Below are 11,319 nucleotides of genomic sequence, written 5' to 3'. Positions count from 1 at the left end.
ACCACCAACCCGATCGAATCGACCTTCGCCACCGTGCGGCTGCGCACCGACAAGACCCGGGGTTGCGTGACCCGCAACACCGTCCTGAGCCTGACGTTCAAGCTCGGCCAGAGCGCGCAGAAGCGCTGGCGCCGGCTCCGGGGTTACGAATGGCTCGACAAGCTCGAGCGCGGGGTGACGTTCATCGACGGCATCGAGCAGACCGAACCGACCAACGACGAGGCATCATCCATCACCGACCGGAGCGCCGCCTGAACCAGCCATCGCTCATACACCAGACTTGACCATAACTCGGAGTTCCTCCCGGCGGCCCTTTCGCTCCAGGAGACGCCGGTGCACCCGCTGCCGCGCGTCATCATTGGGGTCATCCTGCTGCTGGCGGTGCTGACCGTGGTATGGGCCACCCTGGGGCGCATGGACATCGTTGCGGTGGCCGAAGGCAAGGTGGTGCCGGACGGGCGTACCCAGACGGTACAGGCCACGGAGACGGCCAGCGTCAGGGCCATCCGGGTACGGGACGGGCAGCGCGTCGAGGCCGGCGATGTCCTGATCGAGCTCGACTCGACCCTTTCGACCGCGGATGTGACGCGCCTGAGCCGGGAACTGCTGTCCGCCCGCCTGACCGCCGCGCGTTCGGAGGCGTTCCTGGAGGCCCTGGACGGCGATACCGAGCGGCCGGTGCTGCAGCCGGATTTCCCCGCGCCGGAGGATGCCCTGCTGGTGGAGCAGCGGGTATTGCGCGGCCATGTGCATCACTACCGTGCCCGCATGCAGCAGCTGGATGCGGAGATCGCGCGCAGGCAGGGGGAGATCGCTGCGGCGGGCGCGATGGTGGCCGGGCTGGAACAGACCCTGCCGATCATCCGCGGGCGCAGCGATGATCTGTTGCAGCTCTCGGACGCTGGCATGGCGGCCCGCCACGAGCAGCTGGAACTGGAGCAGCAGCGCATCGAGGCGGCGAATGCCCTGGACGCGGAGCGGGCACGGCGCTCGGAGGCCGAGGCTGCGCTGCACGAGGCGCGCGAGCAGCGCCGTACCCTGCGAGCGGAAAGCCGGCGAGAAGCCCTGGACATCCTCCATCAGGCGCGTTCCGAGGCGGAGTCCCTGGAACAGGAGCTGATCCAGGCGCGGCGGCGTGACGAACTGATGCGCCTGCGTGCGCCGGTGACCGGCACGGTGGAACAGCTGGCGGTCCACACGGTGGGTGGCGTGGTGGAGCCGGCCCGGCCGTTGATGACCGTGGTGCCGGAGGATGCCGAGGTGATGGTGGAGGCGACCCTCCCCAACAAGGACATCGGCTTCGTACGGCCGGGCCAGACGGCCGAAGTGAAGCTGCAGACCTTTCCGTACACCCGTTACGGCACGGTCGAGGGCGAGGTGCTCGAGGTCTCGCAGGATGCGGTCCAGGACGAACAACAGGGGCTGGTCTACGTGGTGCGGGTCCGCCTGGATCGGGACACGGTCCTCGTGCAGGACGAGCCCGTGCGCATTTCCCCCGGCATGATGGCCACCGTGGAGGTGAAAATCGGCAAGCGGCGCATCATCGAGTATTTCCTGACGCCGTTGCTGCGGGCGGCCAGCGAGAGCCTCAACGAGCGCTGAGGCGGCCGGGTCTCAGCGCACCTGCCGGACTTCGTCGCGGCGGAAGGCCCAGGTGCGGGTGATGACCAGTTCGTTGTATTCCTCGCGCATGGCTTCGGTGAACGGGGCGTAGGGGGCGCCCAGTTCCACGATGCGGATGGCGGCCTCGTCGAGCACGGGTTCGCCGGAGCTGCGGGCGACCTGGATATCGATCAGTTCACCTTCGGGGTTCAGGCGCACGGACAGGACCAGGCTGCCGGAAAGCCCCTGACGCCGGGCCTCGTCCGGGTAGTTGAGGTTGCCGACGCGTTCCACCTTGTCGATCCAGGCCTGAAGGTAGGCCGCCTCGGGTGCGCTGCGCGCCGACAGGCTGTCGAGATAGCGGGTGCGCTGGCCGCGTGCGGCGAAGCCCTGGCGTTCCTCCGCCGGGGCCGCGCGGGCGCTCTCCAGTCCGCGGTTCATCAGGGTGGCGGCATCCGGGCGCGGCTCGGCCTCGGGGGTCTCGATCGGTTCCGGTTCGGCGACCTCGGGCGGGGCCGGTTCCGGCGATTCCTCGGCTTCGGGCATCTCCGGCTGCGGTTCGGGTTCGGGGGGCGACGGTTGCGCCACCAGCGGACCGGGTTCCGGCAGCGGGGCCTCCACGCCTTCGGGGCCGGGTTCGCCGGTGCCTTCGTCTGCGGCCTCGGGGGCGGTGGCTTCCTGGTCTTCGGGGTCTTCGGCGCTCGCCTCCTGGTCGATTTCGGCGATGCGCTCGACTTCCTCGGGGGGCGGCGCGGCGGCCTCGGGGTCCGCAACCCGGGTAATGTCCAGTGGCTCGCGCGGGCTGGGGTCGGGCAGGTCCACGGTGAAGCCGATGCCCAGGATCACGAGCCCGTGGGCCAGCACGGCCAGGAAGACCATCGTGGCGAGATGGTTCGGACGCGCGGCGGCGTGTTCCGACGGGGGCGTCGGCACCGGGCGCTCAGGCTGGTCCTGGGGGGCGGGCATGGCGGATATGGCGCTGGATCCGGGGATCGGAAAGTACGTGGGCGGTCAGTATACCGGTGGTGGCGCCGGCGATCAGCGCGGTCAGCCACAGGGGTGGCAGGAGCAGTGGCAGACCCGGGTGCGGGATGATCACCAGCCATGCGAGCAGGAACTGCCCGGTGACATGCGCCATGGCGGCCGCGATGGCCAGCCCCGTGGCGCCGACATGTCGCGGGGCGAATGGCGCCAGCAGGGCCAGCGCAGCGAGAGCGGCCAGGGCGCCGGTCAGTGAGAGCCAGAAGGCGGGGCTCAGGAGGGTGCCCAGCAGCAGGCTGCTGCCGACCACCCGCAGCAGGGTGACGGCGACTGCGGCGCGCCAGCCGAGGGTGAGCAGTGTGACGAGGGTCACGATATTCGCCAGGCCCGGCTTGACCCCCGGGATGGGACCGGGGATCGCGGCCTCGAGGATCTGAATGCCGATCGCGATGGCGGCGAGGGCAGCGATCTGCTGATCGCGGCGGGAGGCGGAGCGGTCGGCGTTCACGGTCAGTAGTGGATGCTGTCCCAGGCGGGTTCGGCGCCCTCTACCCGGAGGGTCAGGCGGTTGGGCAGGCTGATGGCCATGTCGCCGCGGGTGGAGAGCCAGCCGGCCCCCTCGCAGATGTTCTGTGTGCCCGGGGATTCCGCACAGCGCGCGCGCCCGGTTTCGATCTCCACACGGGTAGTCCCGGCGGGGCCTTGCAGGCGCAGTTCGCGCGGGCCTTCCAGAGGCTCCCGGCGCGCGGGCTCGCCGGCCTGGGTGATGACCAGGCTGCGGGCCTCGGTGCCCGCGTCGGGGTTCCAGGCGAGGATGAAGGCGGTCACGACCAGTCCGGCCCCGGTTGCGGCGATGACCGCGTCCCCCCAGCGCAGGCCCGGAATCCTCACGGTGTGGTGCCGGCCTCCGGCCGTTCGCGGACCTCCGGCTCGGGGTGGGTTTCCCCGATCTCGATGCGCGCGGCCATCGCCGGAGTGGCCTCGATGCGGCCGTCCGCCAGGACCACCAGGGCGTGGTCAATCCCGAGCCGGGCAGCGTATTCCGGCCAGTGTTCGGGACCGGCGATCATCAGGGTGGTGGCGGCCGCGTCGGCCAGGCCGCCGTCCCCATGCAGCACGGTCGCGGAGCGCACGCCCTCGGTCGGGCGGCCGGTTCGCGGGTCGATCACGTGGTGGATGCGTTCGCCCTCGTGTTCGTAACCGCGCTCATAGTCCCCGGAGGTGAACAGGCCCTCGCCTCCGCCCAGTTTGATGCCGCCGAGGGTGCCCCCGTCCGGGTGGCGGATACCGATGCGCCAGTCGCGGCCGGCGGGCCGGCCCAGCGTCATCAGGTCGCCGCCGGCGTTGACGATGGCCGCCTCCACGCCCAGATCGGCCAGCAGGTCACGCGCGCGCTCCACGGCGGCGCCCTTGGCCAGTCCGCCGAAGTCCAGCTGCAGGTTCGGGTGGTGGCCGGTCAGGCGGACCCCGTTGCGTTCGATGTCTCCCATCGACGGCGGGTCCTCCAGCAGCTCGGCCAGTGTGTCGGCATCCGGGGGCGGGCCGGCGGGCTCGTCCCGGTGAAAGCCCCAGGCGGCGACCAGTTGTCCCATGGCGGGATTGAACAGCCCGTCGGTGGCCTCCTCCACCGCGCGGCCCTGCTCGATCAGCGGCAGCACCGACGGCGGGGCGCTGAATTCGCGTTGCAGCGGCAGCAGCTGGTTGGTGCGCCCGAGCGAACCTTCTTCCCAGGCGTGCCAGGAGGCATGCAGGATGTCGAGCTCCGCCTGCAGCTCGCGTTCGATCTCGGCGAGGTCATATTCCCCGGCCGGGGCGACCGCGACCTCGACCAGGGTGCCGAAGGCCCGGAACTGCAGGTGCTCGGTTTCCGGCGTGCGTTCGCAGGCCACCAGCAGCATCGCGGTCAGTGCTGCGAGGACTGGGAAAAACAAGGTGCGGCGCGGATTCATGCGGTTTCCCCCGTCACGAAATCGATGTAGCGGCCGGCGAGGTCCGTATCGCAGGCCGCGTCCAGCTCGCGGACGCCGGTCGGGGAGGTGACGTTGATCTCGGTCAGGGATTCCCCGATGACGTCCAGTCCGGCGAAGTGGATGCCGCGCCGTCGCAGCTCCGGCCCGACGCGTTCGCAGATCTCGCGGTCGCGCGCGGTCAGTGGCACGGCTTCTCCCCGTCCCCCGGCCGCCAGGTTGGCGCGCGATTCACCGGGTGCCGGAATCCGTGCCAGGGCATGCTCGAAGGGTTCGCCGTGGATCATGATGATGCGCTTGTCGCCGGCCGTGAACTCCGGCAGAAAGCGCTGCGCGATGACCGTGCGCCGATCGAACCGGGTCATGGTCTCGAGGATCACCGAGGTGTTCGGATCACCCTCGCGGACGCGAAAGATCGAACTCCCGCCCATGCCGTCCATCGGTTTGACCACGATATCGCCGTGCTGCTCGAGGAATGCGCGGATACGGGCGCGGTCGCGGGTGATCAGCGTCGGCGGGGTGCAGTCCGGGAACAGCGCCGTGAACGCCTTCTCGTTGATGTCGCGCAGCCCCTGCGGCCGGTTCGATACGCAAACCCCCGCATGTTCCGCGAGCTCGAGCGTGTAGGTGGAGTAGACGTATTCGGCGTCCGCCGGCGGGTCCTTGCGCATCAGGATGACATCGAAGCGATCCAGCGGGCCGGTGGTTTCCGTGCCCAGTTCGTGGAAGGCTTCGGAACGGTCCCGAACCTCGATTGGCCGGCTGCGGCCCATGGCGCGGCCGTTTTCGACCCACAGATCGTTCATTTCGAGATAGTCCACGGCGTGATCCCGGGCCCGTGCGGCGAGCATCATGGCGAAGGTCGTATCCTTGGCCGGCTTGATCCCCGTGACGGGGTCCATGATGATGGCGATCTTCTGGGGCACGATAACGGGCCTTTTCGTGATCCGTGTCAGACGATTATGCCACGCGGGGCAATATTACCGCTCGATGTTTGTGTATCCCGCGGGACTTCGTTAGATTCGGTCCTGCATATAGCCTTAGGGGGGATAAGGTGTCTGACGCGCCAGCGGAAGCCGACTCGGCCACCGAGTTTCAGGGAGTGAAGGTCATGGTGATCGACGACAGCAAGACGATCCGGCGCACCGCCGAATCCTTGCTGCAGAAGCACGGTGCCACGGTGGAAACCGCGGTGGACGGCTTCGAGGCCCTCTCGAGGGTGGCCGATTCCCGCCCCGACATCATCTTCATCGACGTCATGATGCCCCGTCTGGACGGGTATCAGACCTGCGCCCTGATCAAGAACAACAAGCAGTTCAGGGAGACCCCCGTCATCATGCTGTCGAGCAAGGACAGCGTGTTCGACAAGGCCAAGGGGCGCGTCGTGGGGTCGGAGGACTATCTCACCAAGCCCTTCACCCGGGACGATCTCCTGGACGCGATGCGCAAGTACGCGCACCAGGGTGCCCCGGAATGAATTCATCGCGAGTAAATCGCGCGCACCAACCCAGGAAAGAATAACGCCATGGCCCGTATCCTGATCATTGACGACTCCCCGACCGAGATCCATGTCCTGCGCACGATGCTCGAGAAGAACGGGTATTCGGTATCCACGGCGGCCAGCGGGGAGGAAGGTGTCGAGACCGCGCGGGCCCAGGTGCCCGACCTGGTCCTGATGGACGTCGTGATGCCCGGTCTGAACGGCTTTCAGGCCACGCGAGAGCTCTCCAAGCAGGAAGAGACCGCCAATGTTCCCGTGGTGGTGGTCAGTACCAAGGATCAGGCGACCGACCGCGTCTGGGCCATGCGCCAGGGGGCGCGGGACTACATCACCAAGCCGGTCACCGAGGACACCCTGCTGCAGACGATCGAGAAATACCTCTCGGCATGAAGGTCGATACTTCCACTCCGTTTGCGCTGCTCGCGAGCCTGGATCGCGAGAGCCGGCGGGTGAACCGGGAGTATCAGCGCGATTCTTCATCCGGCTGGCGCGGCGTGCTTCTGGCCGTGGGCGAGTTCCGTTTTCTCGCGGACATGGAAGCGATCTCGGAGGTGACCGATCCCCTGTCCCTGACCCACGTCCCTCTGGCCGATCCCATGGTGCTGGGCGTGGGGAACCTGCGCGGTCTGGTGCTGCCGGTGTTCGATCTGGGGCGACTGCTGCTGGGGGAGCCCATCAGCGGGGACAGCTCGCGCCAGCGCATTGTCGTGGCCCCGCAGGGGCAGGGCATGGCCGGACTGCTGGTGAGTCGGGTGGAGGGCATGCGCAGTTGCGCACCGCATCAGAGGCGACTGGAAGTGGATGTGCCCGAGGCGGCGCGTCCGTTTGTTACGGGGGGGTTCGATCTGGGGCACCGGCTTCACCCCGTGGTGGACCTCAATCGGCTACTGAATGATACCGGGCGGTTTTCCGGTCTGGACATCGCGGAACCCGCCGAAGACCAACAGCAGGCGGCCGTCTCCTGACGGGGGCGGCATTACTGTTAAGGGAGTTAACGTCTTATGGGACCAAGTCGTCGTACGCGTAACCTCCTGCTGGGAGGGCTGGTGGTTCTGGCCCTGCTGGCCACGGGTGGCGCCGTCGTCTCGCACGAATACCAGCAGAGCCAGTATCGAGACCGGATCGCGCTGGCGAACGACATGCGTCTTCTGTCCCAGCGGCTGGCCACCGCTTCGCTGGAAGCTGCGGCGGGTTCCGAACAGGCCTTTGGCGACCTCGCCGAACTGCGCGATGCCTTCGACCACAATGTCGATGTACTCCGCGGCGGTCGCGAGGGCCTTGGGCCTCTGCCGGACGACCTGCAAGCCGACCTGGAACAGGTTCAGGGCGAGTGGAGCGGTTATCGCGGCAACGTGAATACGATCCTCCATGGGCGTGATGCCATCGAGGAGGTCACTGAATTCTCCGAAGCCGTGAACGAGTTCTCCCCCGAGCTGGCCCGGCTGTCCGACAGCGTGGTGCGGCGCATGTCGGAGATCGGCGAGGACCCCGATCAGATCTATGTGGCGGCACGCCAGACCATGCTGATCCAGCGGATCGGCAACAGTCTGAACGAGGTGCTGCAGGGCGGTGCCCGCGCCGCGACCGCGATCGAGCGTTTTGAGCGGGACGCCACCCTGTTCGGGCGGGTGCTGGACGGGCTGATCGAAGGCTTCGCGCCGCTGGGCATCGAGGCCGTGGATGATGCCGAAACCCAGGCGATGCTCGACGAGATCGGTACCTTGTTTATTGCCTTCAGCGAAGCGGTGGAGGGTGTGCTGGATACGTCTTCCCGCGTGTTCGAGGTGAACGCCGCCGCTGCAGATGTGGAAGCCGGCTCCGGCGACATGCTGCAGGTGTCCGGCGACCTGGAGGCTGCGCTGACCGACCGTGCCGCGCAGGTCGGGGTCCTGGCCTGGGTGGGATCCGCCTTCGGTCTGCTGGCGCTGATTCTGCTGGCGAGCATGGGCCTGTTCCTGTACCGCGATACACGCCGGGAGCTGGCCGAGACCGAGGCCCAGAATGAACGCAATCAGCAGGCGATCCTGCGCCTTCTGGACGAGATGATGAACCTTGCCGACGGGGACCTCACGGTCAACGCAACGGTGACGGAAGACTTCACCGGCGCCATCGCCGACTCGATGAACTTCGCGATCGAGAACCTGCGTACCCTGGTCGCCACCATCAACTCCGTGGCCGATGACATCAACGACTCGGCAGCAAACAGCCGCTCTCAGGTTCTGGGGCTGGCCGAAAAGGCCGAGCAGCAGACCCAGGAGATCCAGCAGGCGAACGACGCGATCGACGAGATGGCGCAGTCGGTCGACAAGGTGGCCTCGGACGCGGGGCAGTCCGCGGGGGTGGCACGAAATTCCGTGGATATTGCCTCGCGCGGGGCGGCCACCGTGCGCCGTTCCATCGAGGGCATGGATTCGATCCGCGAACAGATCCAGGAGACGGCGAAACGGATCAAGCGCCTCGGCGAATCCTCGCAGGAAATCGGCGACATCATCGGCCTGATCAACGATATCGCCGAACAGACCAACGTGCTGGCCCTGAACGCAGCGATCCAGGCCTCTGCGGCCGGCGAGGCCGGACGCGGATTTGCCGTGGTGGCGGATGAGGTCCAGCGTCTGGCAGAACGTTCCAGTAGTGCGACGCGCCAGATCGAAGGGCTGGTCAAGGCGATCCAGGCCGATACCAGCGAGGCCGTCAGCTCGATGGAACAGAGTACGGCCAACGTGGTGTCCGGGGCCGAGATGGCCCAGGCGGCGGGTGAGGCCCTGTCCGAGATCGAGCAGGTTTCCAACGATCTCGCCGGCCTGATCGACGGCATTTCCTCCTCGGCCCATCAGCAGGCGGAAATGGCGAAGAACGTCACGTCCATCATGGCGCAGATCCGTGAGATCACCACTGAAACCACCGAAAGCACGCACACAACGGCGGCCTCCATCGACGACCTGGCCCAGCTGTCGCAGCAACTGCAGTCCTCGGTTGCGGACTTCAAACTGCCGGCTTCGGATCAGGACGGCGCAGGTCGTTCCGGAACGCAGGGTTAACGGCCGGGCCACGCAATGGTTGCCAGTGCACTGAACTGGGTACGGGACGAGCTGGACGCGCTGTTCGGCGAAGTCCAGGAAGCCCTGCGCCAATACTCCGACGACCCGACCAGCGTGGAATCGCTGGACCGGGCCCACGAGCGCGTCCGGCAGATTCGCGGGACGCTCGTGATGGTGCAGGTCGAAAGCGTCGTGAAGGTGTGCGACGAGATGCTCGCAGTGCTGGAGCATCTGCGCAGCGGCGAGTCCGCATCGGCCGCGACCACCGAGGCATTGTTGCGCGCCGCTCTGCAGCTCCCCGACTACCTCGAACACGGCGATGCCGCCGACCTGCCGTCTCCGATGGTGCTGCTCCCGCTGCTCAACGAACTCCGCAGCGTTCGTGGAGCGAGCATGCTGATGGACGTCGCCGAACTGATGCCCGATTTCGACGACGTCGATGATTCGCGCATGGGTGAGCCGGAAGAAGGGCTGTCGCCGGCCGAACGCCTGCGGACCCTGCAGCAGGCCCGGCGCAGTTTTCAGCGGGATCTGCTGGGACTGGTGAAGGGCGTGGATGCGGCGTCGGCCGCGGAGCGGTTGCACGAGGTCTCGCGCGAGGTCGTGCGGGCGGTCCCGGCCGGTGATTTCCGGCGTCTGTTCTGGGTGGCCGGTGCCCTGCTGGAGGGGCTGGCGCGCGGCGGGGTTGAGCTCAACAACGACATCCGGCGTCTGGTGGGGCGGGTCGATCGTGAACTGGGCCGCTACCTCAATGCGCTGTCCAATCAGCTGCGTGAGGGTGGCCAGGCCGACGACCTCGATTACGAAGCCCCCGTCGACACCATCAAGACCCTCCTGTTCCACGTGGCACGGGCCGAGGCGGACACTGAACAGACGCGCGCGGTCCGCGAGGTCTTCCAGCTTGATGACCTGAATGCCCGGGACGAGGACGCATCCAGTGGTCTGGGGCGCGAAGTCTTCGACAAGCTGCGTGCGGCCCTGGAGGATGATCTCGGAGAGGTCCGCGAACGCCTGGACGTGCTGATTCGTTCCGCGACCCGCGAGGCGGGCGATCTCGAACCATTGCGCGAACAGGTTCGGCGGATCGGTGCCACCATGCGCATGCTGGGGCTGGAACAGGGCGAGCATCACACCCGGGCCCTGGACGAATGTCTGGAACCCACGCGTCTGGCCCACCACGACGAACGTCTGGAGATGGAGCTGGCCCAGCATCTGCTCGCGCTGGAGTCCATCGTCGAATCCGGCCTGGAAGGCGAACGCGAGACCGCCAGCGGCGAGGCGGCCTACGACCGGAAGCTGGCGGAGGCTCTGTACCGCGAATCGCTGGTGGAGGTGCGCCGGGTTCGGGAAAACCTCATGGGTTTTCTGTCGGGCGACGCCCGTGCCAGCAGCCTCGACGAGGCGCGTGATGCCCTGCATCGCACACGCGGCGCGCTTTCCATGGGGGGGTTCCGCAGCCTGCATTCGCTTATTGATCCGCTGCTGCGTTTCCTCGATGACCGCGAGGGGATGACCGCGGCGGATCTGGCACCGGATGCCGTGGATGCACTGGCGGAGGTGCTCAGTTCGATCGAGGTCGCGCTGGAATCCTCCGGCCAGCCCTGGCGCGAACTCGACAGTGTCCATGAACGCGGTCGCAGTGCCCTGCAACGCCTGAGGGCATCCGACGACACCGCCCCGGTTCGGGAATCCCCCATGGCGGAACCCGCCGAGCCCGAACGGCCGGAGTCGGCTGACGGGGAGCCGGCCCCGATACCGGAACTCGATGTTCCAGAGGCGTCGGACAGCGCGCCGGAACTGGCCGCAGGGGATGCCGTACCGGATCCCGAACTCCCGGAAGAGGCCATTGTGCCGGCGCCGCGGTCGGAACCGGATGCCGAAGCCGCATTATTCAGCTCCGAGCTGGCTGAAGAGGGGGCGAGCGAGGAACCTGCCGGCGAGCCCGAGCCCGAGCCCGAGCCCGAGCCCGAGCCCGAGCCCGAGCCCGAGCCCGAGCCCGAGCCCGAGCCCGAGCTGCCCACCGCGCAGGACGAAGCGCCGGTCGGTCTCTCGCTCGCGGAACGCCCTGGTGGTTTGACCTTCGACGAGGCCGTCCTCCAGGAGCAGGTACTCGGGCCGGACGCGGACGGGGAGATCCTCGACATCTTCCTGGAAGAAGCCGAGGAAGAAATCCAGAGCCTGGACGAGCAGTACCCGATCTGGCGTTCGGCACCGGGCGACATGGATACGC

At 67.6% G+C, this 11,319-nt stretch carries 8 protein-coding genes and 4 pseudogenes; 7 read left to right on the top strand and 5 right to left on the bottom strand.

The window, feature by feature from the left end:
* Window positions 1-255: pseudogene (locus tag G020_RS0114020) on the top strand (IS256 family transposase); the annotation flags it as partial.
* Between the two features lie 36 nt (window positions 256-291).
* Window positions 292-1,602 (top strand): annotated as a pseudogene (locus G020_RS0114015) (HlyD family type I secretion periplasmic adaptor subunit); the annotation flags it as partial.
* A gap of 12 nt (window positions 1,603-1,614) precedes the next feature.
* Here the strand turns inward: G020_RS0114015 and G020_RS0114010 are convergent.
* From G020_RS0114010 to gshB, 5 genes are read right to left on the bottom strand one after another with little or no spacing between them, the layout of a single operon-like run.
* A complete protein-coding gene (locus tag G020_RS0114010) occupies window positions 1,615-2,568 on the bottom strand; it encodes an energy transducer TonB (RefSeq protein ID WP_024330026.1) in 954 nt (317 codons plus the stop codon).
* A complete protein-coding gene (locus G020_RS0114005; protein ID WP_018947563.1) occupies window positions 2,543-3,091 on the bottom strand; it encodes a Gx transporter family protein in 549 nt (182 codons plus the stop codon). Before G020_RS0114005 ends, G020_RS0114010 begins: the two co-directional genes overlap by 26 nt.
* A gap of 2 nt (window positions 3,092-3,093) precedes the next feature.
* Window positions 3,094-3,474: a NusG domain II-containing protein gene (locus G020_RS0114000; protein ID WP_024330025.1), complete on the bottom strand. Its 381-nt coding sequence runs from the start codon at window positions 3,472-3,474 to the stop codon at window positions 3,094-3,096.
* Window positions 3,471-4,532, bottom strand: coding sequence for an FAD:protein FMN transferase (locus G020_RS0113995; RefSeq protein ID WP_024330024.1), 1,062 nt, complete (start codon window positions 4,530-4,532; stop codon window positions 3,471-3,473). The genes G020_RS0114000 and G020_RS0113995 overlap by 4 nt, the downstream gene beginning before the upstream one ends.
* Window positions 4,529-5,476, bottom strand: a complete 948-nt coding sequence (gshB, locus tag G020_RS0113990) for a glutathione synthase (RefSeq protein WP_024330023.1) — start codon at window positions 5,474-5,476, stop codon at window positions 4,529-4,531. The genes G020_RS0113995 and gshB overlap by 4 nt, the downstream gene beginning before the upstream one ends.
* 128 nt (window positions 5,477-5,604) lie before the next feature.
* On the opposite strand from gshB, the gene G020_RS0113985 reads away from it, so the two are divergent.
* From G020_RS0113985 to G020_RS15430, 5 genes and pseudogenes are all read left to right on the top strand, one after another.
* Window positions 5,605-6,027 (top strand): PleD family two-component system response regulator, encoded by a 423-nt coding sequence (locus tag G020_RS0113985; RefSeq protein ID WP_029681353.1) that lies wholly within the window; start codon window positions 5,605-5,607, stop codon window positions 6,025-6,027.
* A 48-nt stretch (window positions 6,028-6,075) separates the two neighbouring features.
* Window positions 6,076-6,441, top strand: coding sequence for a PleD family two-component system response regulator (locus tag G020_RS0113980; protein ID WP_018947558.1), 366 nt, complete (start codon window positions 6,076-6,078; stop codon window positions 6,439-6,441).
* Window positions 6,438-7,016 (top strand): chemotaxis protein CheW, encoded by a 579-nt coding sequence (locus tag G020_RS0113975; RefSeq protein WP_024330021.1) that lies wholly within the window; start codon window positions 6,438-6,440, stop codon window positions 7,014-7,016. Before G020_RS0113980 ends, G020_RS0113975 begins: the two co-directional genes overlap by 4 nt.
* Window positions 7,017-7,052: 36 nt before the next feature.
* A pseudogene (locus G020_RS0113970) lies at window positions 7,053-9,044 on the top strand (methyl-accepting chemotaxis protein); the annotation flags it as partial.
* Window positions 9,045-9,104: 60 nt separating this feature from the next.
* Window positions 9,105-11,319 (top strand): annotated as a pseudogene (locus G020_RS15430) (hybrid sensor histidine kinase/response regulator); the annotation flags it as partial.

Origin of the sequence: Thioalkalivibrio sp. ALR17-21 (assembly GCF_000420185.1) — a bacterium.
GTDB lineage: Bacteria > Pseudomonadota > Gammaproteobacteria > Ectothiorhodospirales > Ectothiorhodospiraceae > Thioalkalivibrio > Thioalkalivibrio halophilus.
The sequence above is the reverse complement of the archived record's forward strand: the minus strand, read 5'-3'. Positions and strand labels throughout refer to the sequence as shown.

Coding starts and splice junctions, on each gene's coding strand:
- G020_RS0113975 (WP_024330021.1), top strand. CDS start 6,438: ATGAAGGTCGATACTTCCACTCCGTTTGCGCTGCTCGCGAGCCTGGAT.
- G020_RS0113980 (WP_018947558.1), top strand. CDS start 6,076: ATGGCCCGTATCCTGATCATTGACGACTCCCCGACCGAGATCCATGTC.
- G020_RS0114010 (WP_024330026.1), bottom strand. CDS start 2,568: ATGCCCGCCCCCCAGGACCAGCCTGAGCGCCCGGTGCCGACGCCCCCG.
- G020_RS0113995 (WP_024330024.1), bottom strand. CDS start 4,532: ATGAATCCGCGCCGCACCTTGTTTTTCCCAGTCCTCGCAGCACTGACC.